Annotated in this window: 25 protein-coding genes and 1 pseudogene; 16 read left to right on the forward strand and 10 right to left on the reverse strand. The window is 71.1% G+C overall.

Annotation, left to right across the window (positions count from 1 at the left end; genetic code table 11):
* Positions 1–3: 3 nt before the first annotated feature.
* Both ASD06_RS11795 and ASD06_RS19410 read right to left on the reverse strand, forming a co-directional pair.
* Entirely contained in the window at positions 4–1,023 is a 1,020-nt protein-coding gene (locus tag ASD06_RS11795; protein WP_056677557.1) for a Gfo/Idh/MocA family oxidoreductase, read from the reverse strand.
* Positions 1,020–3,542, reverse strand: a complete 2,523-nt coding sequence (locus ASD06_RS19410) for an MMPL family transporter (RefSeq protein WP_200942104.1) — start codon at positions 3,540–3,542, stop codon at positions 1,020–1,022. The genes ASD06_RS11795 and ASD06_RS19410 overlap by 4 nt, the downstream gene beginning before the upstream one ends.
* A 147-nt stretch (positions 3,543–3,689) precedes the next feature.
* Here ASD06_RS19410 and ASD06_RS11805 point away from each other — a divergent pair, with 147 nt between their 5' ends.
* Together ASD06_RS11805 and lipB are read left to right on the forward strand one after the other, a co-directional pair.
* The gene (locus tag ASD06_RS11805) at positions 3,690–4,166 is read left to right on the forward strand and encodes a MarR family winged helix-turn-helix transcriptional regulator (RefSeq protein WP_056677560.1); all 477 of its coding nucleotides are present in this window, start codon (positions 3,690–3,692) and stop codon (positions 4,164–4,166) included.
* A 16-nt stretch (positions 4,167–4,182) separates the two neighbouring features.
* Positions 4,183–4,875, forward strand: a complete 693-nt coding sequence (gene lipB / locus ASD06_RS11810) for a lipoyl(octanoyl) transferase LipB (protein WP_056677852.1) — start codon at positions 4,183–4,185, stop codon at positions 4,873–4,875.
* On the opposite strand, the gene ASD06_RS18900 is transcribed toward lipB, so the two are convergent.
* Positions 4,844–4,993 (reverse strand): hypothetical protein, encoded by a 150-nt coding sequence (locus tag ASD06_RS18900; protein WP_157371675.1) that lies wholly within the window; start codon positions 4,991–4,993, stop codon positions 4,844–4,846. The genes lipB and ASD06_RS18900 overlap by 32 nt on opposite strands.
* A 415-nt stretch (positions 4,994–5,408) precedes the next feature.
* Here ASD06_RS18900 and lipA point away from each other — a divergent pair, with 415 nt between their 5' ends.
* The 3 genes from lipA (at position 5,409) to ASD06_RS11825 (ending at position 7,564) form a co-directional block, all read left to right on the forward strand.
* Positions 5,409–6,410, forward strand: coding sequence for a lipoyl synthase (gene lipA / locus ASD06_RS11815; protein WP_200942108.1), 1,002 nt, complete (start codon positions 5,409–5,411; stop codon positions 6,408–6,410).
* Positions 6,411–6,495: 85 nt separating this feature from the next.
* A complete protein-coding gene (locus tag ASD06_RS11820; protein ID WP_056677563.1) occupies positions 6,496–7,224 on the forward strand; it encodes a DUF4191 domain-containing protein in 729 nt (242 codons plus the stop codon).
* 148 nt (positions 7,225–7,372) lie between these two features.
* Positions 7,373–7,564, forward strand: a complete 192-nt coding sequence (locus ASD06_RS11825; protein ID WP_056677567.1) for a hypothetical protein — start codon at positions 7,373–7,375, stop codon at positions 7,562–7,564.
* 20 nt (positions 7,565–7,584) lie between these two features.
* Here the strand turns inward: ASD06_RS11825 and ASD06_RS11830 are convergent, their stop codons facing one another.
* Positions 7,585–8,058, reverse strand: coding sequence for an RDD family protein (locus ASD06_RS11830; RefSeq protein WP_056677570.1), 474 nt, complete (start codon positions 8,056–8,058; stop codon positions 7,585–7,587).
* Positions 8,059–8,218: 160 nt separating this feature from the next.
* Here ASD06_RS11830 and glnA point away from each other — a divergent pair, with 160 nt between their 5' ends.
* The 4 genes from glnA (at position 8,219) to ASD06_RS11850 (ending at position 12,291) form a co-directional block, all read left to right on the forward strand.
* The gene (glnA, locus tag ASD06_RS11835) at positions 8,219–9,643 is read left to right on the forward strand and encodes a type I glutamate--ammonia ligase (protein ID WP_056677573.1); all 1,425 of its coding nucleotides are present in this window, start codon (positions 8,219–8,221) and stop codon (positions 9,641–9,643) included.
* 167 nt (positions 9,644–9,810) lie between these two features.
* Positions 9,811–10,146, forward strand: a complete 336-nt coding sequence (locus ASD06_RS11840; protein WP_056677575.1) for an AlpA family transcriptional regulator — start codon at positions 9,811–9,813, stop codon at positions 10,144–10,146.
* Positions 10,143–11,528 (forward strand): hypothetical protein, encoded by a 1,386-nt coding sequence (locus ASD06_RS11845; RefSeq protein ID WP_056677578.1) that lies wholly within the window; start codon positions 10,143–10,145, stop codon positions 11,526–11,528. Before ASD06_RS11840 ends, ASD06_RS11845 begins: the two co-directional genes overlap by 4 nt.
* A gap of 394 nt (positions 11,529–11,922) precedes the next feature.
* Entirely contained in the window at positions 11,923–12,291 is a 369-nt protein-coding gene (locus ASD06_RS11850; RefSeq protein WP_157371676.1) for a hypothetical protein, read from the forward strand.
* A 148-nt stretch (positions 12,292–12,439) separates the two neighbouring features.
* On the opposite strand, the gene ASD06_RS11855 is transcribed toward ASD06_RS11850, so the two are convergent.
* On the reverse strand, positions 12,440–15,610 hold the full coding sequence (locus tag ASD06_RS11855) for a hypothetical protein (RefSeq protein WP_056677583.1): 3,171 nt from the start codon (positions 15,608–15,610) through the stop codon (positions 12,440–12,442).
* A gap of 117 nt (positions 15,611–15,727) precedes the next feature.
* Positions 15,728–15,913 carry a hypothetical protein gene (locus tag ASD06_RS11860; RefSeq protein WP_157371677.1) on the reverse strand — a complete coding sequence of 62 codons (186 nt, stop codon included), beginning with the start codon at positions 15,911–15,913 and terminating at the stop codon, positions 15,728–15,730.
* A 457-nt stretch (positions 15,914–16,370) separates the two neighbouring features.
* On the opposite strand from ASD06_RS11860, the gene ASD06_RS11865 reads away from it, so the two are divergent.
* The 4 genes from ASD06_RS11865 (at position 16,371) to ASD06_RS18905 (ending at position 19,684) form a co-directional block, all read left to right on the forward strand.
* Entirely contained in the window at positions 16,371–16,814 is a 444-nt protein-coding gene (locus ASD06_RS11865; RefSeq protein WP_056677589.1) for a MarR family winged helix-turn-helix transcriptional regulator, read from the forward strand.
* A gap of 180 nt (positions 16,815–16,994) precedes the next feature.
* Positions 16,995–17,354 (forward strand): hypothetical protein, encoded by a 360-nt coding sequence (locus ASD06_RS11870; protein ID WP_056677592.1) that lies wholly within the window; start codon positions 16,995–16,997, stop codon positions 17,352–17,354.
* A gap of 284 nt (positions 17,355–17,638) precedes the next feature.
* Positions 17,639–18,649, forward strand: coding sequence for a hypothetical protein (locus tag ASD06_RS11875; protein WP_157371678.1), 1,011 nt, complete (start codon positions 17,639–17,641; stop codon positions 18,647–18,649).
* 156 nt (positions 18,650–18,805) lie between these two features.
* Positions 18,806–19,684: a helix-turn-helix domain-containing protein gene (locus ASD06_RS18905; protein ID WP_157371679.1), complete on the forward strand. Its 879-nt coding sequence runs from the start codon at positions 18,806–18,808 to the stop codon at positions 19,682–19,684.
* Positions 19,685–19,741: 57 nt separating this feature from the next.
* Here the strand turns inward: ASD06_RS18905 and ASD06_RS11885 are convergent, their stop codons facing one another.
* The 4 genes from ASD06_RS11885 to ASD06_RS11905 all read right to left on the reverse strand — a co-directional run bounded on the left by ASD06_RS11885 (position 19,742) and on the right by ASD06_RS11905 (position 23,365).
* Positions 19,742–21,259, reverse strand: coding sequence for a histone-like nucleoid-structuring protein Lsr2 (locus tag ASD06_RS11885; RefSeq protein WP_056677602.1), 1,518 nt, complete (start codon positions 21,257–21,259; stop codon positions 19,742–19,744).
* A gap of 443 nt (positions 21,260–21,702) precedes the next feature.
* Positions 21,703–22,263, reverse strand: a complete 561-nt coding sequence (locus ASD06_RS11890) for a DinB family protein (RefSeq protein ID WP_056677605.1) — start codon at positions 22,261–22,263, stop codon at positions 21,703–21,705.
* Positions 22,264–22,621: 358 nt separating this feature from the next.
* Positions 22,622–22,936: a thioredoxin family protein gene (locus ASD06_RS11900; RefSeq protein WP_235502318.1), complete on the reverse strand. Its 315-nt coding sequence runs from the start codon at positions 22,934–22,936 to the stop codon at positions 22,622–22,624.
* A 117-nt stretch (positions 22,937–23,053) separates the two neighbouring features.
* Positions 23,054–23,365 (reverse strand): hypothetical protein, encoded by a 312-nt coding sequence (locus tag ASD06_RS11905; RefSeq protein ID WP_056677611.1) that lies wholly within the window; start codon positions 23,363–23,365, stop codon positions 23,054–23,056.
* A gap of 259 nt (positions 23,366–23,624) precedes the next feature.
* Between ASD06_RS11905 and ASD06_RS11910 the strand changes: the two genes are divergently transcribed.
* From ASD06_RS11910 to ASD06_RS19675, 3 genes and pseudogenes are all read left to right on the forward strand, one after another.
* The gene (locus ASD06_RS11910; protein ID WP_056677614.1) at positions 23,625–24,035 is read left to right on the forward strand and encodes a hypothetical protein; all 411 of its coding nucleotides are present in this window, start codon (positions 23,625–23,627) and stop codon (positions 24,033–24,035) included.
* A gap of 116 nt (positions 24,036–24,151) precedes the next feature.
* Positions 24,152–24,481: an NADH-quinone oxidoreductase subunit A gene (locus tag ASD06_RS11915; RefSeq protein WP_056677615.1), complete on the forward strand. Its 330-nt coding sequence runs from the start codon at positions 24,152–24,154 to the stop codon at positions 24,479–24,481.
* A 38-nt stretch (positions 24,482–24,519) separates the two neighbouring features.
* Positions 24,520–24,900, forward strand: a pseudogene (locus ASD06_RS19675) (hypothetical protein); the annotation flags it as partial.

Raw genomic sequence — 24,900 nt, forward strand, 5'->3', positions numbered from 1 at the left:
TCCTCAGAGCTGGACGACGCGCCGCTCGGCCGCACTGAGCCGGGCGGCGTCGATCACCTCGAGCACGTGCACGGCGTCGCGGGGGTCGACCGGCATCTCGCCGCCGCCGGTGACGGCTGCAGCGACGCCGCGGTAGAAGTCAGCTGCCTCGCCAGGGGCCCGGAACACCGGCTCCCTCGACTCCCCCGCCACCAGCCACCCGCAGTGCTCGGCGTCGAGGTCGGCGAGGTCACCGAAGGCGGTCTGCTCCTGCTCGAAGCTGGTGACGACGAACGCCCCGGCCGAGCCCAGCACACGCGTGCGGGGGCCAGGGGCTCCGGCCAGCGACAGCGCCCCGAGGTGGCTGCGCACGCCACTGTCGTGGCCGAGCGCGACGAACGCGTCGTCTTCGCCGACGGTCGTGTGGGCAGCGAGCTCGGCGTACACCTCGCGCACGGGGCCGAAGAGCTGGACGGCCGAGTCGACCAGGTGGCTGTGCAGGTCCAGGAGCAGCCCGCCGCCCTCCTGCGGGAGGTTGCGCTCGCGCCAGCGGTCCTTGGGCTGCGGGCGCCAGCGCTCCCAGCGGCGCTCGAAGCGGAAGACGCGGCCGAGTCGGCCCTCGTCGAGCAGCCGCCGCAGCGTCAGCTGCTCAGCGTCCCAGCGCCGGTTCTGGAACACCGTCAGCCGGACGCCGACGGCGCGGGCGTGCTCGACCACGCGCCGGGCCTGGCCGGCGTCGATCCCGAGGGGCTTGTCGACCACCAGGGGCAGTCCGGCGTCCAGGCAGCTGATGGCCTGCTCGGCGTGCACGCCCGTGGGGCTGGCGAGCACCACGACGTCGATGTCGCTCGCCTCCAGCAGCAGCGCGTCGAGCGACGACACCACACGGACGTCGGGCAGGTCGGCCTCGGCCTGTGCGCGCCGTCCGGCGTCGGAGGTGGCGACGTGCGTCACCTGCAGCCCGGCCTCGCGCAGCAGGGGCGCGTGGCTGTCGCGGCCCGCCATGCCGTAGCCGACCAGCCCGACCCGCACGCCTTCGCTCATGCGGTGATGGTGTCAGACCGTTCCGCCGCAGGCTCGTCCTCGTGGTCAGCGGCGAACCGGCTGGGCCACCACACGCGCCCGCCGATGTCGCGGGTGAGTGCCGGCACCAGCAGCGAGCGCACCACGAGGGTGTCGAGGAGCACGCCGAAGGCGACGATGAACGCGATCTGCTGCAGGAACAGCAGCGGGAGCGTCGACAGCGCCCCGAACGTGGCGGCCAGCACCACGCCCGCGCTCGTGATGACGCCGCCGGTCACTGCCAGACCCACGAGCACGCCCCGTCGTGTCCCGTGCTCGAGCGACTCCTCGCGCACTCGCGTCATCAGGAAGATCGAGTAGTCGATGCCCAGAGCGACGAGGAACACGAAGCCGTACAACGGGATCTGCGGGTCGCCGCCCGGGAAGCCGAGCACGTGGTTGAACACCAGCGCGCTGACCCCGATGGTGGCGCCGAACGACAGCACGTTGGCGCCGATGAGCAGCAGGGGTGCCACGACGGCCCGCAGCAGCACCATCAGCACGAGCAGGATCACGATGAGGATCGCCGGGATGATCACGGTCAGGTCGCGCCGGCTGGCCTCGCGGACGTCGAGGTTGACGGCGGTGGTGCCGCCGACCAGGACGTCCTGCCCGATCTGGTCGACCGCGCTGCGCAGCCGCTTGATCGTCTCCTCGGCGGCCGGACTGTCGGCGGCCGCGGACAGCGTCGCCTCGATCTCGACCTGACCGTCGACCACCTTGGGCGGCGGTGGCTGCGTTCCGCCGGCCATCGACGGGTCGACCGTGAGCTGGGCTGACGCCACCCCCTTCACCGAGCGCACGACCTGCAGCGCCTGCTGGGCGTCGGTCTCCTGCACCACGAGCAGGGCCGGGCTGCCGGCCCCGCCCGGGAAGTGCTGGGTCAGCACGTCCTGCCCGACGACCGACTCGACGCGGTCGCGGAAGACCTGCGACGTGCTGACGCCGTCGGCCTTGAGCGACGGCGCGAACACTGCGGCGCCGAGCAGCACGACGAGCGTGGTGACCCACACGACGCGCGGGTGGTTGCCCACCAGCGAGGCGATCCGACCCCAGATGCCCCCGCCGCCCACGGAGTCGGCACGGTGCACGTGGTCGAGTCGCGGCGTGCGCGGCCAGAACAGCCAGCGACCGGACTCGGCCCGGGCGTACCACGGCAGGCGCGCGCCCTCGGCACCGTCGACGCCGTCGACGCCGTCGATGTCATTGCGCCGCAACGCCTGGCGACGCCGGACCGCGAAGTAGATGCCCGCGGCCAGCACCAGCACCACGAGCACCAGCCCGACGACCGCGTTGACCAGCACCGCCCCGACGGCGAACGCGACGCCGAGAGCGACCGCTGCGAGCAGGATCACCGGCACGAGCAGCAGCAGCGGCAGCAGCGTGAGCGCGGCAAGCAGCGCGCCGCCGATACCGATGGCACCGACCGGCCCAAGGCCGCGCGTGGAGCCGAGCTGGCTGAGCAGCAGGCACAGCAGGCCGAGCACCACCGTGGCCGCACTGGCCGCGATCGGCTCCACCGAGCCGCGCCAGGCCCGGCGCATCGCGACGTACTTGCTGGCGTGGTCGTGCAGCTCCTCGCGGTAGCGCGACACGAGCAGCAAGGCGTAGTCGGTGGCCGCGCCGATGACGAGGATCGACAGGATGCCCTGGCTCTGGCCGTCGAGGGTGATCGCGCCGCTCTTGGCGAGGGGGAACACCACGAGGGCCGCGAGCGACAGGCCGAACGCCGACGTCATCAGCGCCGCGAGCGGCAGCAGCGGGCTGCGGTAGACCAGCAGCAAGATGATGAACACGGCCGTGAGGCTGACCCCGAGCAGCTTGCCGTCGATGCCGCTGAAGGCGGTCACGAGGTCGGCGGTGAACCCGGCTGGACCGGTGACGTACGTCTTCAGACCGGTCGACTCGAGCTGCTCCTGGGCGGCGTCCCGCACGGCCTTCACCGACTGCCCGACGACGCTCTCACCGTCCGGCAGGCTGTCACCGGCCTTGTCGCCGTTGAGCAGCACGGGCAGCAGCAGTGCCTTGCCGTCCTCGCTCGGGACGACGGCGGTGGGCGCGGGCGCGAGGTAGTCACCGAGGCGGAAGGTGCGGTCGCCGGCCGCCGCAGGCGCGACGTCGATCGTGAGGTCAGGCAGGCCTCGCGCGAACTGCTGGGCCGCGGCGCGGTCCGCGTCGCTCACGCCGGCATCGCGCTCGATGACGACGAAGGCCGGGAAGGTCGACGCCGAGCTGAACTTCTTCGACAGCTTGGCCAGCTCGGTCGACTCCGCCGAGGCGGGCAGGAAGTTCGCGTTGTCGTTCTCCTGCACCTCCGACAGCCGGCCGACGAGCGGGCCGCCCACGCCGCTGATCCCCAGCCACACCAGGCCGAGCAACGTCAGGGCCACGGCCCGCAGCACGGCCCGGCGGGTGCCACCGACCTTGCGACGGCGGCGCCGCTGCTCCTGACGCGACTCCTGAGCCGAACCGGACGCCCCGTCGGCGGTCTGCGAACTCACGCTGGCTCCTCTTCTCGAAATCCTCAGCATGCTGACCTTAACCATCGCTCAGCCTGCTGTGCATCTCGGACGGCGACGCGGCATCATGGATCGCGCCAACCGGCCGCAGCGCCTCGTCGCTGTCGCCGACAACAGCAGGAGTATCCCGTGACCGCCTCGTCCGACGTGCCGATCGGCGCGGTCGACGACCTGTCGCACTGGGCCACCGGGCGGCTGCTGTCGACCGCCGCGCGGTTGGTCGAGCACGCGTGGGACTCGCACCTGTCGCGCTGGGAGCTCAACCACGCGAGCTTCGCGGTGCTGTGGATGCTCGAGGGCGGCGCGATGACCCAGCGCGAGCTCGCCGCCGCCGCCTCGGTGCAGGACCAGACCATGAGCCGTGTGGTCGAGCGGCTCGAGCGTCTCGGCTACGTCAGCCGCGACCGCTGCCCGCAGGACCGCCGCCGCGTCCTCGTGAGCCTCTCCGCCACCGGACGCCGGGTGCGCGACGAGGCGCACGACGAGGCCGCGGCCGAGGCCCTCATCGGTGACGCGGTCGGCGACCTGGCGCGGCTGCGGGCTGACCTCGTCGCCGTCGTCGAGCACCTGCACCGCCCGTCCGGACGACCGCTGCGGGAGGCGTAGCATTTCGGGCATGAGCCTGGAGTTCGAGCACGTCGGATTCGTCCCCCAGCCGGTGCCGTACCTGCAGGGCTGGGATCTGCAGCGTCAGGTGCACGCGGGCGTCGTCGCCGGTGAGCGACCCGACACCGTGCTGCTGCTCGAGCACGAGGCGGTCTACACCGCCGGCAAGCGCACCGAGCCGCACGAGCGGCCGTTCGACGGCACGCCGGTGATCGACGTCGACCGCGGCGGCAAGATCACCTGGCACGGCCCGGGGCAGCTCGTCGGCTACCCGATCGTCCGGCTCACCGAGCCGGTCGACGTCGTCGCCCACGTGCGGCGCCTGGAGCAGATGATGATGACGGTCTGCGCCGAGCTGGGCGTCTCGACGCAGCGCGTCGAGGGCCGCAGCGGCGTGTGGGTGGGTGCCGACCACCGTGGCCCGGACCGCAAGATCGGCGCGATCGGCATCCGCGTGTCGCAGGGCGTGACGATGCACGGCTTCGCGCTCAACTGCGACTGCGACCTCGCCTGGGCGCAGACGATCGTGCCGTGCGGCATCGCTGACGCCGGCGTGACCTCACTGAGCGCCGAGCTCGGCCGCGACGTCGCTGTCTCGGAGGTGCTCTCGCTCGTCGAGGAGCAGCTGCGCGCGGTGCTGGGTGCGGAGCAGGCTGAGGAGCAGGGCGAGGGGCCGGTCAGCCCCGGTCGTGCTCCTGTGCCTGCGTGACCAGCCCCAGCACCAGACCAGCCACGAGCCCGATCGCCGACGACCACGCGGTCGCGCGCAGCAGCGGGTGCTCGGGAACGCTCGATCGTGCCGCTTCGCTCGCGGTGATGACGGCCATGGGGACCTCCTGGTGGCGGCTCGAGCAGCCGCGCTGACGGAGGTATCGGCACGGCGCCCGGGTGACCTGAGCAGCTGAAGCCCCCACACCACGCCGGTTCGCGCCAGCGGTCACGCTCGCTGGCCTCTGCTCATCGACCACCTGTCGTGCAGCGAGTCCAGCCTCGGCTCATGGCGGCGGACGAACGGTGACGCACCGGGCATCTTGGCGCCATGGCCGCCCGTTGGGGGGCTCTCCCGGCCCAGCAAGATCATCTGGCGCAGCGATGGCAACGCCACTCTGCAGACCTCAGCGGGGCTGACCGTGCCGGTCGCCTGAGGCCACCTGCGCACGCGGCGTAGGCTGGAGGGGTCCTCGGGGGCGCCCGGGACGTGAACGACTCACGCACGACCGCACATCGGATGGGAGCCGCAAGGTGACGATCGCGCCCGAGGGACGCCGGATGCTGCGTCTGGAGGCCCGCAACGCGCAGGTCCCGATCGAGAAGAAGCCGTCGTGGATCAAGACGAAGGCCTCGATGGGCCCGCAGTACACCGAGCTCCAGGGACTGGTGCGCAGCGAGGGCCTGCACACGGTGTGCCAGGAGGCCGGCTGCCCCAACATCTTCGAGTGCTGGGAAGACCGCGAGGCGACGTTCCTCATCGGCGGCGAGCAGTGCTCGCGCCGCTGCGACTTCTGCCAGATCGACACCGGCCGGCCCAGCCCGCTCGACCGCGACGAGCCGCGGCGCGTCGCGGAGTCGGTGCGCGCCATGGAGCTGCGCTACGCCACCATCACCGGCGTCGCCCGCGACGACCTGCCCGACGAGGGCGCGTGGCTGTACGCCGAGACCGTCCGCCAGGTGCACGAGCTCAACCCCGGCACCGGCGTCGAGATCCTGGTGCCCGACTTCTCGGCCAAGCCCGAGCTCGTCGGCCAGGTGCTGGACGCCGCGCCGCAGGTGTTCGCGCACAACCTCGAGACCGTGCCGCGCATCTTCAAGCGGATCCGGCCGGCGTTCCGTTACGAGCGGTCGCTCGACGTCATCACGCAGGGCCGTCGCGCCGGGCTGGTCACCAAGTCCAACCTGATCCTCGGCATGGGTGAGACCCGCGAGGAGGTCAGCGAGGCGCTGCGCGACCTGCACGAGGCCGGATGCGACCTGCTGACCATCACGCAGTACCTGCGGCCGAGCAAGCGCCACCACCCCGTCGAGCGCTGGGTCAAGCCCGAGGAGTTCGTCGAGCTGTCAGCCGAGGCCGAGGAGATCGGCTTCGCCGGCGTCATGGCCGGCCCGCTCGTGCGCTCGTCCTACCGCGCTGGGCGGCTGTGGGCGCAGGCGATGCGTCGCCGCGGCGAGGAGCTGCCGGAGGCGCTGGCCCACCTGGCCGAGGCGGCACCGGCGCGCCAGGAGGCCTCGAGCCTGCTCAGCCGCTGAGCCGCGGCACCGACAGCACTCTCAGAACCCGCACGTCTCGCACCGCGGTCGGCTGCGCCGTCCGCTGACACTAGGATTTCCCGTCATGGCCCGCAAGGACTCCTCGACGCCCGCCCCGCGCAAGCAGCGCTTCGGCTGGGCGCGTCAGATCGGTACGGCGTTCACCCAGGCGCGCGGCCTCGACCCGGCCGTCGTGTGGTGGATGCTCGGGGCGTTCGTGCTCGTCGAGGTGGTGTTCGTCGTCCTCGGCATCGTCTTCGACCACGCCATCTACCTGTCGGTCATCGGCATCCCGCTGGCCGTCATGGCCGCCGGCATCGTCATGGTGCGCCGCACCGAGCGGGCGGCGTACGCCCAGCTCGAGGGCCAGGTCGGCGGTGGTGGCGCCGCACTGGGCGCGCTGCGCCGCGGATGGTTCTTCGAGCAGCAGCCCGTGGCCGTCGAGGCGACCCGGCCGGGCGACCTGTCGGCGGCGGCCATGGTGTTCCGGGCCGTGGGCCGGCCCGGGGTCGTGCTCGTGGCCGAGGGGCCACAGGGCCGCGCGCAGAAGCTGGCCGACAAGGAGCGCAAGCGGATCTCGCGCGTGCTGCCGAACGTGCCCGTCACCGTGCTTCGGGTGGGCACGGGCGAGGGCGAGGTGCCGGTGCGCAAGCTCGTGAGCAAGCTGCAGCGGATGCGCCCGTCGCTGACCAAGACGGAGGTCACCGCCGTCAACAAGCGACTGCGCGCGCTCGGCTCGGCGCCCATGCCGGTGCCGAAGGGCATCGACCCGATGCGGGCGCGGCCCGACCGCAAGGGCCTGCGCGGCCGCTGAGCCAGCTTCGAACCGCGATCTGCGCAGAGGCTTTGCCTGGCCTTCACACCAGGACACACGCACGTAACCCGCGTCGGCTTCACTGGTCGGTGTCACTCTTCGTGGCACCCCAGCCCACTGAGCGCGGGAGGACGAGATGGCGAGTGCTATGACCACCCCACAGGCCCTGCGCGTCATGGGTGTCTGGGTGCGCCGAGCCGACGCGCTGCTCGCGCAGGGCGGCTTCGCCAACGCCGCGCGCGCCATCGCCGAGGAACGCGCACGAGCCGAGGAGACCGAGCGCGACGTCGCGGCGCTCGACCTCGACCTGCGGCAGCCGGCGCTGCCGGACGCCAGCTGAGGAGCTGCTCCCCCGCAGCGTCAGACCCGGCGCAGGACCGTGCCCATGAACCGGTCGTGCATGCCGCGCTGGTCGCGGTCCCAGATCAGCGCCGGGACGGCGAGCGAGAGCAGGACGGCGCGTCCCAGCGCGCGAGCCGGGCCCGCCGCGGTGCCGTCGAGCCGCACGACCCGCAGCCCCAGCAGCAGGTGGCCGAGCGAGCCGCCCAGCGTCGCCACCAGCAGCACCTGCTCGAGCGCGAACACGCCGAGCGTCGTCCACTCCTGGCCGTCGAGCAGACCGCGGGCCACGAGGAGGCTGAGACCCCAGTCGACGAACAGGGCCACGATGCGCCGTCCGAAGCGAGCCACCGAGCCGGGGCCCGACTGCGGCAGGCCGAGCCGGCGCCCGGGGTAGTCGTCGTCGGCGCGGGTCGCCGCGGCCGGACCTTCGAGCCACGAGCCGACGGCCTCGCGGCGTGCTGAGCGGCCTGCTGGTGGGCGGCGTTGTGCCATGGGATCCAGGGTACGCGCGCGCCGTCCGTGAGATTTCACGCACCGGACACGCCCGAGCGACCACGTAACGTCGGTGAAACACTCGGGACACTGTCGAGAAACCGCGCCTGCCTAACGTACGGCGAGTCAGCACGACTGCGTGCGCCATCGAGGAGGATGAATGTTTAGCAACGCCGACGAGGTCATGAAGTTCATCAAGGACGAGGACGTGAAGTTCGTCGACGTACGCTTCTGCGACCTCCCGGGCGTCATGCAGCACTTCAACGTGCCGGCGGCCTCGGTGAACGCCGACTTCTTCCGTGAGGGCCAGATGTTCGACGGCTCGTCGATCCGTGGCTTCCAGGCGATCCACGAGTCCGACATGAAGCTCATCCCCGACGTCAGCACGGCGTACGTCGACCCGTTCCGCACCGAGAAGACGCTGAACCTCAACTTCTCGATCGTCGACCCCTTCACCGACGAGCCCTACACGCGCGACCCGCGCCAGGTGGCCGCCAAGGCCGAGGCGTACATGCGCTCCACCGGCATCGCCGACACCGCGTTCTTCGCCCCCGAAGCCGAGTTCTACGTGTTCGACGACGTGCGCTTCGAGACCAAGCAGAACGCCAGCTACTACTACATCGACTCCATCGAGGGCGCCTGGAACACCGGCCGCGTCGAAGAGGGCGGCAACCTCGGCCACAAGACCCCCTACAAGGGCGGCTACTTCCCGGTGCCGCCGGTCGACCACTTCGCCGACCTGCGCGACCAGATCTGCCTCGAGCTCGACCGGCTGGGGCTGCAGGTCGAGCGCTCGCACCACGAGGTGGGCACCGCCGGCCAGGCCGAGATCAACTACCGGTTCGACACCCTCGGCAAGTCGGCCGACAAGGTGATGCTCTTCAAGTACGTCGTGAAGAACGTCGCTCACCGCCACGGCAAGACGGCGACGTTCATGCCGAAGCCGGTGTTCGGCGACAACGGCTCGGGCATGCACGTGCACCAGTCGCTGTGGAAGGACGGCGACCCGCTGTTCTTCGACGAGCGCGGCTACGGCGGCCTGTCGGACACCGCGCGCTGGTACATCGGCGGCCTGCTCAAGCACGCGCCGTCCCTGCTGGCCTTCACCAACCCGACGGTGAACTCCTACCACCGCCTGGTGCCGGGCTACGAGGCTCCGGTGAACCTCGTCTACTCGGCGCGCAACCGCTCGGCCTGCGTGCGCATCCCGATCACGGGGTCGAACCCGAAGGCCAAGCGCATCGAGTTCCGCGTGCCCGACCCGTCGAGCAACCCCTACCTCGCGTTCTCGGCGATGCTCATGGCCGGCCTCGATGGCATCCGCAACCGGATCGAGCCGCCGGACCCGATCGACAAGGACCTCTACGAGCTGCCCCCGGAGGAGCACGCGTCGATCCAGCAGGTGCCCGGCACGCTCGCCGAGGTGCTCGACGCGCTCGAGGCCGACCACGACTACCTCACCGAGGGCGACGTGTTCACCCCCGACCTCATCGCCACCTGGATCGAGTGGAAGCGCAAGAACGAGGTCGACCCGATCCGGCTGCGTCCGCACCCGCACGAGTTCGAGCTGTACTTCGACATCTGACCGACGACAGCGTCGACGGGGCCGTACGCCCTCTGACCTGGCCTAACGCGAAAGCGGGCCTCCTCCAGGAGGCCCGCTTTCGCACGTCTTTGGCACCAACCGGCGGCGGTCACCGCCCTACCGTCAAGGCGACTGCGCTCATCCGGCCGTCCCGGACGGGTCCGGTCATGACCACTTCACACAGCACCACGAGCGCGGCCCTGGCCGACCCCGACCTCACCGACCCGCTCTTCGCGATCGAGCACCTGGCCCGCCTGTTCTTCGTCGCAGTCGACACCGCTCGCGAGTACACCTACCGCGCGGACTTCCCCAAGCCGATCAAGGTCGGTCGCCGGTGCCTCTGGGTGCCGGACGAGGTCCTGGCCTGGATCCGCAAGCAGCCCCGCTTCAGCGTCGACCAGCGCAAGAAGACGGCCGCCCAGGTCGCACCCAGCGTGCAGGCCGCAACGCCGCAGATGCGCTACAAGCCGCGCAAGCGGCGCGGAGCGGAGGTGGCGGCATGAGCACCGCACACGGTTCCGCCGGGCCCGGCACGCGCGCCCGTCGCAACTCCCCGCTGGTGACTGTGGGCCGCGTCAACGTCCTGGCCCCGACCGGCACCTCCGCGTACTACCGCCTTACCTGGACGCAGCCCGACGGCAGCCTGGGCCGCACCTCCGGGGGGCGGACCCAGGAGAGCGCCGTCGCCAAGGCCACCGGGATCTCGGCCTGGCTCGGGCAGGCGGCGGGGGGCAAGGCCATGGCCACGCTGAAGGCGATCACGGACGACTACTTGTCGTCGGGGGTTGGCCGCAACCAGAAGACCGGCGGCGACTGGTCCGAGAGCCAGCTCACTCAGATGCGCCCCAAGATCGCACGTGTGATCCGCGGCCACGGGCACCGGCTGGGGATGGACGTCGACCGCCAGCTGCTGGACCGCATGCGCTCGCAGGCCGGGACTCGCAACACCCGCCGGGAGAACGCGACCGCGCTGCGGGGACTCTTGCGCTGGGGCGCGACGCAGGGCTACTTCACGGCCGAGCAGGCCGAGTTGCTCCCTGTCAGGGTCTACGACCTGGCCGGCGACGTCGCTGGCACCGCAGCCCCCAAGCGCCGCACCCGCGTCCGCAATGTCGGCGAGTCCCAGATCTACATCAGCACGGAGGACGCCCCGTGCGCCCAGCAGATCGACGCTCTCGCCCGGGCTCTTGTTCTGCCGATGGGGACCGGGCGGCTCGCCGTGGAGCTGGCTGCCGACGCCGGGGCCCGGTGGGGCGAGCAGTACCAGCTGACCGCTGACGACGTCGTCTACACCCCGGCGCACACGGGCAGCGACGGCACGTTCGCAAGGGCGCGTTTGCACGTCAAGATCGACTGGCAGATCTCATCCGGAGCACCCGCGGGCGGCAACCGCCGTAAGCCGCCGAAGGGCAACAAGCGGCGCAAGGCGTGGGTCGCGGCCGTCACGATCACCGGCTACCGGCTGCACGACGCGCTGCTGGCTCGCTGCGCTGAGGCGCGGCAGGAGCAGGCGGCCGGGACCAACCCTGAAGCGCTGCTGTTCCCCGCCGAGCGGGGTGATCTGTTCTTCCACACCGCGTTCAGCAACGACTACTTCAAGCCGGCGGCGCTGGCCGCTGATTGGCCGCACCAGGAGTGGCTCTACGTCGGCGACCGCTGGCGCGAGCGCGAGGAACGCTGGATTCGGATCACCCAGGAGCGGGTGCAGTTCGACCTGACCTGGCACTCGCTGCGACACCGGTACGCCCGCACCTGCGTCGACGTCCGCCGGCTCACCCCGGGTGAGCTCATGGCCAACGGCGGCTGGGAGAACGAGACCGTCGTGAAGGACCTGTACTACAACGCCGGGGAGGAGCACTTCGAGTCGGGGGCGGACAAGTTCTGACGTCGTCGCGCGCCGAGAAGTCCGTCGACGTCAACGGCAAGCGTCATCGCCCTCCGCCGAGCCTGGTGGGGGAGGTGACGCTTGCCCCAGGGGCGAATGGCCGCGAGGCCGCCTGAGTCGGCGACGGCCGCACCTGGCCGCGGGTCAGCGAAGGGTGTCCGCGCACACTCGTTCTGGGGGCTGATGGCACCGGCCGGGGCCTGCGGTTCAGCGGGGGAACCGGGTGGCGCGGATGCGGTCTCGCACGCCTCGGGGCAGCGCGCCAGCACGCCGACGGGGCCACGGGCTGTGGCGCAGATCACACGACCCTCGATTGCCCCCCAGCGTGGTTCCGGCACGGGTGTTCCCACGCTGCGAGAACGCTGCGGACAACCGACCTGGCTGGAGCATCGAGATGATCACCCCGACCCACACCAACCACCACGAGCCCGTCGCGCTGACGGTCCTGATCGACGCCCGACGGGCGCAGATGCTCTGGCACACCGCCGCTCCGGCCAAGTCCTTCCTGGACGCGGAGGGCCGCTTCGAAAGCCACGACGGCGCCGGCACCATCGACGATCAGGACATTGACGCGTGGACCGGTGGCACGTTCATGTGGTGCGCTGGCCCGTTGGAGGCCATGACGCTCAACGACTACGAGTCGAGCTGCGGCTACAGCAGCCGTCTGCTGTGGGACATGGACAGCGGCCCGAACTGGCCAGGTGGCTACGTCGTCCTGACCTCGCGCCCCTTCGGGCGGTCCGCTGACACGTCCACCCAGTAGCACTGGGCGGCCACAGCGCGGCGAAGCAGCGACCGTGCCGGGAGGGGAGAGCGCACTGGCGCTCTCCCTCCCGGCACGCGCATCTCAGCAGCGGAGACCCTGCAGTACTTCCGGAGCCGGTCCCGCTGTGCTGACACCGTGGCTGCTGTCAACGATCGCGCGGCTGGACCGACGCTACGTCGAATGGTGAACGTGGCGTGACCCGCCGGCTCTGAGCCCCGTCGCGGAGCGAACCGGCCGGTCCGGGGTTCCCGGTGACGTAGGTGTCGTACGCGGCCGGGAAGGGAGCGCGTGCCCACCGTGCCTGACGCTCCTGGTCGGCCACGGCGCACCGGTCCTCCGCCGTGACGGGGGCGCGCCAGCACGACGAGCAGAGCACGCCCCAGCCCGACACTGCGACCTCGGGAAGGAGCAGCACTCGGTCGGCTACGCCGGTACAGCCCCGGTGCGGGCACGGCCGGACGCGGACGTGCTGCTTGTCTGTGCCGGGCGTGTACTCGAAGTACTGGGGACGGGTGAAGCCGAGGCCGCTGGCGGCGCGGTCGTCGGGCTTGACCAGCCGTCGGATCTTGGTCTTGGCGTTCATGCCCGTGAGAGCGGCGAGCACGGCGACCGGCAGTCCCTGTTCTCGGTGTTGGGCCAGGGCGAGGGTGTTGGCCAGTTGCTGGATGACGGTGGTGTCGTCGGGGCAGGCGGCGAAGCCCCACTGCGTGGGGTGATGCAGGTAGGTCTCGAGGATGACCTCGCGCCAGCCGGCGGACCAGCGTGCGTGGGTCGGGTCCGTCGCGCCGGTGAGGGCGGCGTGGACCAGCTGCCTGACGTCGACGATGGGGTGGTCGATGAGCGCGCACTTGACGGCACGGTCGGTGACGCCTTGCTGGGCCAGCCACGGCATGAGGTGGTTGATGACCAGGCTGCGTCGGGTGCACTGGTGGACGACGGTCAGGTCGTCCAGCTCTCGGCCGGCCGCGAAGAAGGCTGGCACGATCACGCTCGGTCCGGTCCCGGTGCGCTTGGTGCGGCTGCGGATGTTCGCGACCCTGCCGGCCAGGGGCACGTCGACGGTGCCGCCGTCGGCGAGGGGCAGGCTGGCAACGCACTGGTAGTCGATGTGCTCTCCGGTGGGGGTGAACTTCCACTGGCTAAAGGTTCGGGTGGCGACGTCGGCGGCCTGCCACGGGGCGTCGCCGTTGTTGAGGGCGGCTCGGCGCAGGGCCTCGTCGAGGTAGGCGGTGACGCTGAGGTCGGCCTCGGCTAGCGCCTCTTGCGGGCACTGGCCGGCGAGTTCGGTGAGTGCGTTGATCTGTGCGGCGAGGGCGTCCATCGTGGCGGTGGTGTGCTCGGCGGTGGCCTCGCTGTCGTCGGCCTGCTGGTCGTACTGCGCGAACTTGGTGGAGTTGCCGTCGGTCAGGAAGCGTGCGGCGGCCTCCCGCAGGGCGGCGGCCGCCGTCCGGGCTGCCTCGCGCTCGCGCTCAGCTGTCGCGTGCTTCGCTCGGAGGGAGGCGATCTTGTCGGCGGCGGTGTCGCGCTCGGGTCGGCGGGCAGGCAGGCTGACCGGTGCGAGCTCGGTGGCGTCCAGGATCTGCTGGACGGCGTGGCTGAGCCGGGTGCGCAGGTCGGCGGCGAGCTCGGCGAGGTTGGCCGTGCCCTTGACGTGCCGGGTGGGGTTGGATTGCTCGCGGCTCCAGCCGCGCCGCCGACCGGAGGTGGTCGTCCCCGAAGGCCATGGGCGGGCAAGGAGCACGATGTTCTGCCGGCCGGGGTGGTCTCCTCGGGTGTTGTTCTGGCGTGCCCCGACGGTCCACTCGACCGCGTCCTCGCGTGGCTCGTCGTTGGCGGCCGCGAGGACCCGGCCCGAGCCGTCGGTGGTCCAGGTGCCGAAGTCCTCCAGAAAGCGGCGCCGCTGCGTGGCGTGGCTGCGGCCGCCGCGTGGCCGCCGCGGCCGCGTCTCGTGCAGCAGCCGGTCGATGAGCTTGTCCCAGACCGCGTCGGGGATGCCCCAGCCGATCAGCTCCTCGCCGGTGGTGGGGTCGACGGGGAACCCCCAGCGGCTCTCGATGTGGAAGTAGCCGAACTCGTCCATGGGGCCCCGGAAGACGGGCCGCTCTCCCTTGGCCTCGGCGTGCCGACCGCGGATGTCGTTCTCGCGGATGTACAGGAACGTTCCCGTCTTCCACAGCAGCACCTTGTGCAGGTAGAGGCGCTCCTCCAGCGTCAGGTCGGGTTCGGCGGCCCTGTCCGCTGGGAGCCGGGGATGGTGGTTGTTGTTGATGAAGAACGAGCGCCCCACCCGGTACAGGGCGTCACCGTCGAGGTCGTCCGCCGCTGCGACGGACTGCGGGTCGTTGACGTCCGCGTCGCCGAACATGGAGCGGTAGCTGCCGTCGGCCACCTGCCCGCGACGCGGCACGTCGTGGACAGCGAGCAGTCGTGTGAACTCCCGCCAGGAGGTGACGTACCGGCCGGACTCGTCGGTCTGAACGGCGGCCTGAACAAGGGCCTGCAGGGTCGGGACGAACTCCCAGATGGCTTCGGGCATGAACCCACGGGTCGCGTCCTTGACGCGGCGGTCGGTGCCGGGGTGGCGCGCGTGCCGGTAGCCGTGCGCCATCTGGTTCTCTGAGCGGGGCGCTCCGCCGTCCTTGGCCTTCTGCACGTTGGTCCCGGTCAGCTTCTGCCGTCGCTCGTAGTCGTCCTTCTTGCCGAACACGCCGAGGATGGCCAGCGCCTCGCGGTCGCGCACGGGGTGGTGGGTGGCCGTGCCGAAGGTCATCAGCAGGCCGCGGTCCTCGCAGGTGCGGTGGATGAGGGAGTAGTTGACGTTGTCCCGGGCGGCGCGGCTGATGTCGGACGCCCATCGCGTCCACTCCAGCGTGTCGAAGTGGTTGAAGATCGCCAGACCCAGCACGGTGTAGGCGTTCTCATCGGGGCCGTCGAACCGGCGGATCTGCCGCTTGACCGCCGAGGAGGTGATCCGGCAGAACAGCGTCTTGGTGCCCGCCCACAGGCAGCCGATGTACTCGTCGGACGTCGCCAGCGGGTGGACGTCGGACATGCGCACCCAGATGAGCCCGTACTTGGCCGCCAGGTCCGGCCGCGAGGGGTCGAACGCGTCCTCCGGGATCGCGGTGTAGGCGGCCACGTCCGGGTCGTCGGGGTACAGCTTGGTCGTCGTGCGCACCTGCGTGGCGACCCCGGCCGCGTCCATGACCACGGACCACCGGTCCCAGTGAACCCCTTCGAACGACCGGTCCGGCAGCAGCGCCGCCAGCGTGCGGGCGACCTTGCGCTCGGTGAACAGCTCCTGCAGGTCGTACATGGGTGGCCTCCCGGCGGTGTTCGTGGTCCTGTCATGGACCGTGCGCGCCAGACCCTGGGTGGCATTCAGCCGGTTACAACACTCCGCACCCGACGAGATGGGTCCGGAATGCCGCAGCTACTGCCTGACCCTTGCGCTGGGCGCCTGCCCGTCGGGGAAGACAGCCCGCACCGGCGCGAGGATCGGACGGAGCCCCAAACCGTCGACGGTGGCGAACTCTTCGTCGCCGAGCGTGCGCAGGGCCGCGATCTGGGCCTCGAGGCGCTGGACGAGCAGAACCGTGGGACGAAGGTCGGGGGTCATGCTCAGACTGCTGAGCGCCATCCGTACCGATCCAAGACCTCTCTCCTGCTGGCCCACTGCCATCGCCTCGAAGTCCGCCCGGTCGCACCCGCGAGGCCTGACGTCCGAGGGTGTCGAGGCAGGGCGCTGGCCCAGGTCATGCCTCGCTGCGCTCGGCTCGCGCCCTCCGGGCGCACCACCGAACTTCGGTACCTGTGTGCTTGGTCGGGGAAGCGCCTGGCATCTGCCACCGGGGCTTACCAGGAGAGCGTAGAAGGCTCGATGCAAACGCCCTGCTCAGGGCGCCCTACGAGTGACCGGCCGGTCACACCCTTGTGCGGGGCGCCGCACACGGACGGCCGGGACGGCAAGTACAGATCCGCCCTGTTCGGTGACCTCCGTGACAACCCCCTTGGTCGCGGCACAGGTGTCCGCTCCGGCCGCCCTCCGTGCGGCCCTTCACCACCGGAGGACGGGCATGCCGAAGTACAAGAACGTGGACACGGGCGAGGTGCACCTCGTGGCGTTCGCCAAGAAGCAGTTGCACAAGGAGCCGTTCGTGATGCTCTTCCAGGCACCCTGGCGCGAGCTGATCCGAGGCGACGGGCGCGACATGAGCGCCCTGCAGTGGCGCCTCTACCTGTACCTGCTGGCGGAATGCAGCTACGGCAACGTGGTCGAGTTGACGATCAAGGAGCTCGCCGCCGCGGTCGGTCACGACCGCTCCTCGGTGAGCCGGGCACTCCCACAGCTGGAGGCGCTCGGCCTGATCCACCGTGAGGAGTCGAGGGGCAACCGGCCCCGCCGGATCCTGATCCACGCCGAGATGGCGTTCCGCGGCAAGGCCACCCAGTGGGAAGCGATGGTCCGCCGTGGTTGGCCCCCTCGACAGGACGAGACCACGGCCGTGGGCGGCCCGTAGACGCCATTCCGGGTGGCTGTCTCTCGACACCCGGCGCGGGGTGCGGCAGCAACGTCACCCGATCGGGTGACTACTGCTGGGGGACAGCGCTTCAACAGGTTCTGGTGGGCCACTCAGTGCCCCCGTCGACGACGGGGCACCCGGCCCCGTCGCTTCGGTCGAACCGCTGGAGCGTCACACATGACACCAAGCCAGCCGCTGACGGCGTCCACGCCGAAGGCCAGCACCACCCGCGACCCACAGCCAGAAGGCGAACGCCTGCTGCGCCTGTGGGGCGAGCTCGCCCGCCACGCCGCATGTGCAGCCGCGCACGGCACCGGTGACGAGACGAGCCTGCTGCGCCAGCAGCTGCAGCTCGAGGAGACCCTCGCCGCCCGCTACAACGGGGCGGGGCTGTTGGACGAGCTCGCCGTCCTGGACGCGTCCTTGATCCACGGGCCCGACCAGACGCCACCCGAGCAGTGCCTGATCTGCCGGCGCGCCCGGCTCGAGCTCCCGCTCGCGCTGCCGTTCCCGGCCGTCCGCGGCGGTGCGCGATGACCGCGGCAACCACCATGGCGTCGTCGTCACCGGTCACGGTGACCGACACGGGCATCACCATCAGCCACTTGACCGTGGCCAACCGCGAGTCCGCCGCGATCGCGCGAGCCTGCTTGACCGACCAGGGCTCTCAGGCGCTGGCGGACCTGGTGGCGCGTGCCGTCCAGGTCGGGCTCGTCGCGCTCTCGGTCGGGGCCGCTGGCCTCGACACCGGCACGATCAGCCGCACGCTGGACGACTTCGCCGAGCGGGTCGATGCCAAGACCCAGAGCGCCCTCGCCGGCATGGACGAGACCCTGCGTCGACTGCAAGCCGGTGAACAGCAGGTCGCTCGCGTCGCCCAGGAGGTTCTGGGCCGGCTGCCACAGCAGGTCGAAGCCGCCCTGGCCGGGGCCAGTGGCGACGTCCGAACCTCGGTCGGCGAGGCCGCCCGCACCGCGCAGTCCGCCGCGTTGGATGAGGTGCGACGCGCACTGGCCCAGCACTCGACGGCAATGCGGGACGCCCTGTCGCTGGACCGCGATGGCCCCGTTCAGGCACTGCGCCGCGACGTCCTGGAACAGGTCCACGCCTCCCGCCAGGAGCTCGGGGAGCAGCTCACCCAGATGCGAGCCCTGCTCCAGGCCGCCGAAGCCCACAAGGCCGCCTCGGCCAAGAGCACCCGCGCGATCGGGCTGGAGTGGGAGAACCAGGCCATGGCCATCGCCGACGAGGTGATCACCGCAGCCGGGGACCGCTTCGAGCCCACCGGCTCCACCCCGGCACCAGGTGGCACCTCGCGAGCAGGCGACGGAATCGCAACGCTGTGCGCGCCCATCGCCCATGGGCGACCGGTGCGCATTGTGGTCGAGGCGAAACGGAGGTCCAAGCCCCTCACCGCTCGCCAACTTCGCGAGGAGCTGAACCGCAGCCGCAACCTGCGTCAGGCAGCGGCCGGACTCGTCCTCGTGCCCACCAGCGACGAAGTCCCCGGCGGCGGTCGCTGGGCCCGCGTCGACGACGCCAGCTGGGTCGTCGCCGCAGACGACCCCACCGTCGTCAGCCTGTGCTACCTGATCCTGCGAGAGATGACGGCGCTGCTGACCGTTCGCCAGGACGATGGCGACGAGATCGACCTCGCCAAGGTCGAAGCCCACCTCAAGTGGGCCATGTCCGCCCTCACCGAGCTCGACGAAGTCGGTCGGCTCGCCACCAGCGCCGAACGCAACCTCAACCAGCTCAAGGTGGTCGGGGCCGGCGTCCAGAAGAAGATCCGCGACGCCCTCACCAACGGGCTCGCCGCACTACACACGTAGACGACGTGGGGAGCACCGTCAGGTGCTCCCCACGTTCGTGCGTCCCCCACCGACCCTCCGCCGTCACTCACCGGCGGTGAAGGCGTCCGCCGGGGCCGCCGGCTCGTGCAGGCTGGCGCGACTGCCGTGACGCACGCAGACGGCACTGTCCGGCGCATGACCACGAACGACCACGCCCCCGGTGCCGACTTGAGCGGCCCGGTGCCCGTAGTCCTGTCAGAGCTGGATCTCAGCGAACCACTTCGAGGGCTCAACGCGGAGCACGTCGCACTGCTCGCCGAGGTGCTCGACCAGTGTGAACCGCTCCTCGTGCACTGCGACACCGCCCGCGTGATCGACGGCCACCACCGTGCGGCGGCCGCCGCCGCACGAGGCGACCGCTCCATTGCAGTGCAGTGGGTCCGCGGTGACGAAGCAGAGCTCCTGGAGGTCGCTCTCCGGGCGAACACAGCCCACGGACTCCCGCTCACCCGCAAGCAGAGACGTCAGGGCGTCGACAGACTGATCCAGCTGCGCCCCGCCTGGAGCAACCGGCGCATCGCCGACGCAGCAGGCGTCAGCGACGCCACCGTCCGACGTCGCCGGCAAGCACGCGCCGCCAGGGCCGCCGTGCGTCCACCTTCGCCAATGTCTCACCTGGACGGGCGCCGCACCGGTCGCGACGGCAAGAACTACCCCTCGCGCGGCGTGGCCCTCGTCGAGGTTCTGCAGAGCAATCCCGGCGCCTCCGACCGTCAGATCGCGCGGCTAGCGGGATGCTCACCGACCACCGTCGCCGCCTGGCGCCGACGCCACACCCTGGAGGCCACCGACCGGCCGACGTCCGGCACTGCCCCGCACAAACCGCTGGCACGCGCCGTTCAGAAGATGCTGGCGTGGATCCTTGACCACGTACGACGCGCCTGTCAGGGAGGCGGTCACGGTGCCGCGTCGCAGGTCTCCATCCCGGGAGTCGGCCTGAAGGGCTACCAAGCTGTTCGTGCAGCGTTACCCCTGCGGCGAAGGCGTCGTGTCGGTGGCTCGACCGTCGACTGACAAGGCTGTTATCCGCACAGCCACACCGCTCCAGCCCCCCGGCGTAGTTGTCGCGAGTCACTCGTGCAGGTGCGCGGCTTGGTAGGCGTCGACAAGCTCTGCTGGCAGCCGGCCGCGGGTGCCGACGGGAATCCCGTTGGCGCGCGCCCATGCTCGGACGTCTGCGGGTGGCACCGCGCTGATGGCTGGGCCGGCGACCGGCTCGTGACCGGGTGCGGCGGCGCGTTCGCCGATGGTCGCGGTGGTGTGCGCGGCGGGGAACGCTGCTGGCGTCGGCGCGTGACGTTCGGGCCGGCCCGAGCGGCTGACAGGTTGGAGGTGGGCCAGCAGTACGGCGAAGGTGGTCGGGTGCACCACCCGGGTGCCGAGACGTCGAGCGGCTTCGGCCTTCGTGCCCTCCATGGTGCCGTCTGAGACGAGCATGGCCGTCCGGCTGGAGACCGCACCGAGCACGCGGACACCGGCCTTCTGGGCGGCTGCCTCCAGGTGTTCGCGGTGGTGGTCCTCACAGCCGGTGAACACCACGCGGTGTCCAACGCGTAGCGGCTCGCCGTGGTCCCACGGGTCGGGCAGGGGTGCCAGGCCGTGCGACAGTGCGCCCAGCCGGCGCTCCTCCTCGCCGTCGAGCAGGTCGTTGACGTCCCCCGGGGTGCCGCCCAGGAGCTCGGCGACAGCAAGCAGCTCCGTCTTCTCGGCTCTGGTGACCTTGCCGTCCTCCAGTGCTTCGCGGGCCAGAGCGCGCAGGAACCCCCGGTGAGCAGCCGTCAGAGCTTCCCCGTCGAGCTCGTACAGCTCAGCGACGTCATTGAGCGCGACCTGCTCCGCGGCCGACAGCTCACCGTCCTCCAGAGCCTCAGCGAGCATCTCCAAGTAGGGCAGGGCCTGCGATGGCGCGCCTTCGTCCAAGGCGTCGGAGAGGGTGAAGGTCTCCAGCAGCGTGGCGACGCGCAGGGCCCGGGTGAAGTTGACGCCCGGCCTCGGGGCTCGCCGCACCGGACCGGTGGGGTCGGGGATGCGGCCCACGCCAGGCCGGTCCGGCCAGGTGACGCGCCCGGCCGGCGCGAGGAGGGCGTGGTGCTCTGGCAACGGGGGCCGGCCGAAGGCAGGGTCCAGGTAGCTAGCGAGCAGCGTCGCGGTCGCGCGGGCGTCCCCTAGAGCCGAGTGCGCCCCGTCCAGCGTGATGCCGCTGGCCCAGCAGCAGTCGGGCAACCGGCGCCGGTCCAGGTGTGGCAGGAAGTGCCAGGACTGCTCCAGCGTGCACATCGCCGGGACTTGCGGCCAGGACCAGTTCGCGCGTCCGTACTCCCACCGCAGGAAGCCGAGGTCGAACTTGGCGTTGTGCGCGACCACGGCCCGACCGCGCAGCATTGAGGTCAGGTGCGGCACCAGCTGGTCGAAGGTGGGCGCGTGCGCGACGTCGTCGGCCGTGATGCCGTGGATGTGCGTGGCGCCGACCGCGCATTGCGGGTTCACCCGTGTCGTCCACTCGTGCTGGACCCAGCCGCGTGCGTCGGTCAGGACGACGGCGACCTCCAGGATGCGGTCGGTCCGGGCGGACAGCCCCGTGGTCTCCACGTCGACGACTGCGAACCCGCCTGCCGGCCATGTGGCGACAGGTTTGAAAGGCTGCATCGGCGTAGACGCCGGCGCGACGGAACGGGGCTCCGTCGCTGGCGAAGATGCGCCCTTGCCAGTCAGCCGTTGCGACAACCCCATGTCTGCCCCCTGGTCGATGTGCTGCGTTCGCGCGCATCCTGCCGCATGGCGCCGACACCCTGCCGCGGCTTGCGCCACACGGGTGAGTCGGCCCCTGCTGCCCTTCCGTGTTCGGCTTTTGGTGTGGGTTCACGGTGCGTGAATGGCGCATCGAAGCGCGTCCTCGGTTCATCGAACCGGGGGCGCGCTTCTTCGTGCGCGCCGCCTGCGGACACGCCAAGCCTGCCCTGACCTGGGTCGTCAGATGCGTAGCCGGACGTGCGCGGCGTGTCGGGTGGCTCCCGTGGCGGCCGTTCGTGGGGTCAGGTTCCGAGGGTGAGCTGCTTGCGGTGGTGTGCGTAGTGCAGCGCTGGGTAGGCGTACACGGCGGCCAGGGTCATGTGCGCTTCGAAGTAGGGGTCCCAGCTGGTCGGGAATGGCATCCCACGACCCAGTGTCTCGTCGGGTGCCTGCTCGAGGCTGGTGACGAGGTGGTCGATGGTGTGGTCGCACAGGCGCCCCATGCGGGCGTGGTTGAACACCAGCGCACCGCCGCAGGACCCGGCGTAGTTGATCCAGTGGAACGGGACCCGTCCCGCGTCGAGCAGCCCGGCGAAGCTTCGGCCGACCCATCTCGGCATCCTGGACACGACCCGCACGAGCGGGAGCAGCCGACGCACGATGAGGAACCCGAAGACCATGTGGAAGAGCAGCTGCTCGTTGCTCCACTTGGTGCCGTTGCTGGGCCTGCGCAGCTGAGCGGGCGACGCGGTGGCCAGGAGCGTGTGCAGGTCGTCGCGGCACCCGTTCAGGCTGGCGACGATGGCGGCGCGGTCGACCGGATGGGCGGGCTCGTCGTGCGGGCTCACCCCGGCCTCAGGCATCAGGGCAGGTGCCGGTTCAGGCGTCGCAGCAGGGGGCCGAAGACGGGCCAGTCCTGAAGCCCGGCCCGCATGACCCGCCCACGGGCTGCCAGCGTCGCCCGGCGCATCACCGCACCCGGGTTGTGGGCACCCGTCTCAGCGCTGGAGCGGGCGCGCCGGGCCAGCCAGCGCGCACAACCTTCGCACACCCCGACTTCGGGGTGGGACCCGAGCCGGGACAGGTCCTGCTCGTCGAAGGTGTTCCCGCAGCACCAGCAGGTGGGTCGCTCCACCTGCTCGTGCTCAACTGCTGCAGCTGCTGCCATGTCCCCATCGTCACCCAGGACCACGCTGCTGACCAGAGGCCGGACGTACCCGCTCAGATGGGGGCTCGGGTGAGGGCATCGGCGAGCTGGTCGACGGTTGGCGAACCGGCCAAGCCGTCCGGGGTGGCGTACACCCGACAGGCCAGGGCCGAGATCTCGCCGGGCTGGGCGAAGGGGTCGGTTCCGTCGAGCAGGATGGTCGGCGACCCGGTGAACCCGAGCCGTTCGGCGTCCTCGGTGGTCTCGACCGCCTGCGTGCTGACCTGAACGGCCACACCGGTCCGGTCCGCGGCAGCGTGCAGCCGCTCGATGGCTGTCTGCCAGCTGGGGCAACCGTCGAAGTACAGCACCGTCACGTCCACGCTCATGACTCCATCATCGTCCCCGTCGCCACGACGGGCGTCACCGCGGTAGGTAGGGGTTGTGGTTGACCCGGCCCCCGGGGCGAGCCAGCCGCGGGTGGGTGATGGCCCGTGGCGCCCACCTCAGGCCTCCGCGGTCGTCGCGTGGGCGGGCGCGGACGGCCGGGACTCCAGGAGCTGAAGGAGCTTGCCCTTCGGCAGGCGACCGTGGCTGAAGAAGGCGCCGTCGACCAGGACGAGGGGGCTGAGCGCAGCGCGGTGCCGTTGTACCAGCGCCCGTCCCTCCGAGCTTCCGACGCCGATCGTGCGGACCTCGAGTCGGTGGCCGGCTCGCACCATCGCAGCGAGCGCCTCGTGGGCGTCCTCGCAGAAGTGGCACCCCGGCGCGTCGACAACGGTGATTCGCACGGGCTCGGTGTCGTGCGCTGCGGTCATGGTTCGCTCCTTGCGGCATCGTCTGGGACGAGCGTGGCGAACCGGGGCGATGGGTTGGACAGCGGTCGCATCAAGGTTTCGTGAACCGTCGGGGACCAAGGTCCCGCGGTCGCCCAGAGAGCGGCGGTCGCACGCGACTCCGCTGCACATCTGCACCGCTCGCGACCTGCTGCTCGTCGTGCGGCCGTATGAAGTTCCCCCTAGTCTCGCTCGTATGCGACGGTCACTGCGCCCCGGCTCGCCCGGGTCGCTGCGTGCTGTGCTGGCGTTGACCGCCCTGGCCGCGCTGTTCTTCATGCACGGTATGACGTCGATGCACCAGGTGCTCGCGCCGTTCTCGTCGTCGACCGCGTCGGGACAGGCGCCCTCCCCTGCCGCCGCCTCAGCGAGCAGCGGTGACCGGATCGCCGTGCCCGGCAGTATCCAGACCGGCGTCTCTGCCGCCGTCCACCACGCCGACCACGGACCCGCCCACGGCGGACACCACCTGGCAGCCTCGTGCCTCGGAGTGCTGGAAGCCCTGCTGCTGGTGCTCCTCGTCGCCGTCGCGTCGGGCGACCAGGCATGCCGTTTCCGGTGGCTGACGGGAACCATTGTGTGCGGCGTCCGGTCGTTGGAGCCGCGTGCCCTCAGCCCCTCCCGGTCACAGCTAGGCGTCGCACGGACCTAGGCCATCGGCCTACCGTCACGACTCGTGACACCGTCCGCATCGACCGTTCCTGGCTGCTGCGCGCCGTCCCACTGCGGCGTGGAGGAGGACCCGTGACTACTGGCTTCTCGGCCCTCGTGTGGGCCGCCCTCTGGGCGTCGGTGCTCATCGCCCTCGCCTACGGGGTGTACCGGTTGACCACCGTCTCTGTGCAGCGGCACGAGGTGCTGCCGTTCCAGTCCGGCTGGTCGCCGTCACAGCACGCCCTGTCGCGGTTCCACGCCCGCTGGTACCCGCTGACGTTGGTGTTCCTCGCCTTCGACGTGGAGATGCTCTTCATGTACCCCTGGTCGCTGGTCGTCGCGGTGGTCGGCCCGTCGGCCGTGATCGAGATGTTCGTCTTCCTCGGCGCGCTGCTGCTGGCGGTGCTGTGGGCGTGGCGGGAGGGAGCGCTGCGATGGGTCTGAGTGGTCGGCTCGCCGCGCTGTCACTGCAGCGTGTGCACGTGCTACCGGTCGAGGTGCCGGGCTGGTGGACCACGCGGGTGGCGCTGGAGGCGCAGGTGCGCGCACGTGGGTGGACCCTGGCCGAGTCGCCCGCGGACGCCGACGCGCTGGTCATCTGCGGCGACGTCGGAACTGCGCTCAGAGACCCGGTGCAGCTCGTCTGGGACCAGCTTCCGTCGCCCCGCGCACGGGCAGCCGTGACGGACCCGACGGGTGTGGACGCGGGCCTCGACGCCGTGGCCGCCGGACTCTGCGACGTTCGCGCCCAAAAGTCCTCCGCCGCGAGTCGTGTCCCACAGCTTCCCGATGGTTCGGAGGGGGACATGGACCACGGGGACATGGACCACGGGGACATGGACCACGGGGACATGGACCACGGG

It is taken from the genome of Angustibacter sp. Root456 (assembly GCF_001426435.1).
GTDB lineage: Bacteria > Actinomycetota > Actinomycetes > Actinomycetales > Angustibacteraceae > Angustibacter.

Bases quoted from the DNA above. Each gene is read 5' to 3' on its own strand.
- ASD06_RS11795 (WP_056677557.1), bottom strand. From the start codon at position 1,023: ATGAGCGAAGGCGTGCGGGTCGGGCTGGTCGGCTACGGCATGGCGGGC.
- ASD06_RS18900 (WP_157371675.1), bottom strand. From the start codon at position 4,993: ATGGCCGTCATCACCGCGAGCGAAGCGGCACGATCGAGCGTTCCCGAG.
- ASD06_RS11820 (WP_056677563.1), top strand. From the start codon at position 6,496: ATGGCCCGCAAGGACTCCTCGACGCCCGCCCCGCGCAAGCAGCGCTTC.
- ASD06_RS11825 (WP_056677567.1), top strand. From the start codon at position 7,373: ATGACCACCCCACAGGCCCTGCGCGTCATGGGTGTCTGGGTGCGCCGA.
- ASD06_RS11830 (WP_056677570.1), bottom strand. From the start codon at position 8,058: ATGGCACAACGCCGCCCACCAGCAGGCCGCTCAGCACGCCGCGAGGCC.
- glnA (WP_056677573.1), top strand. From the start codon at position 8,219: ATGTTTAGCAACGCCGACGAGGTCATGAAGTTCATCAAGGACGAGGAC.
- ASD06_RS11840 (WP_056677575.1), top strand. From the start codon at position 9,811: ATGACCACTTCACACAGCACCACGAGCGCGGCCCTGGCCGACCCCGAC.
- ASD06_RS11845 (WP_056677578.1), top strand. From the start codon at position 10,143: ATGAGCACCGCACACGGTTCCGCCGGGCCCGGCACGCGCGCCCGTCGC.
- ASD06_RS11850 (WP_157371676.1), top strand. From the start codon at position 11,923: ATGATCACCCCGACCCACACCAACCACCACGAGCCCGTCGCGCTGACG.
- ASD06_RS11855 (WP_056677583.1), bottom strand. From the start codon at position 15,610: ATGTACGACCTGCAGGAGCTGTTCACCGAGCGCAAGGTCGCCCGCACG.
- ASD06_RS11860 (WP_157371677.1), bottom strand. From the start codon at position 15,913: ATGACCCCCGACCTTCGTCCCACGGTTCTGCTCGTCCAGCGCCTCGAG.
- ASD06_RS11865 (WP_056677589.1), top strand. From the start codon at position 16,371: ATGCCGAAGTACAAGAACGTGGACACGGGCGAGGTGCACCTCGTGGCG.
- ASD06_RS11870 (WP_056677592.1), top strand. From the start codon at position 16,995: ATGACACCAAGCCAGCCGCTGACGGCGTCCACGCCGAAGGCCAGCACC.
- ASD06_RS11875 (WP_157371678.1), top strand. From the start codon at position 17,639: ATGGACGAGACCCTGCGTCGACTGCAAGCCGGTGAACAGCAGGTCGCT.
- ASD06_RS18905 (WP_157371679.1), top strand. From the start codon at position 18,806: ATGACCACGAACGACCACGCCCCCGGTGCCGACTTGAGCGGCCCGGTG.
- ASD06_RS11890 (WP_056677605.1), bottom strand. From the start codon at position 22,263: ATGCCTGAGGCCGGGGTGAGCCCGCACGACGAGCCCGCCCATCCGGTC.
- ASD06_RS11900 (WP_235502318.1), bottom strand. From the start codon at position 22,936: ATGAGCGTGGACGTGACGGTGCTGTACTTCGACGGTTGCCCCAGCTGG.
- ASD06_RS11905 (WP_056677611.1), bottom strand. From the start codon at position 23,365: ATGACCGCAGCGCACGACACCGAGCCCGTGCGAATCACCGTTGTCGAC.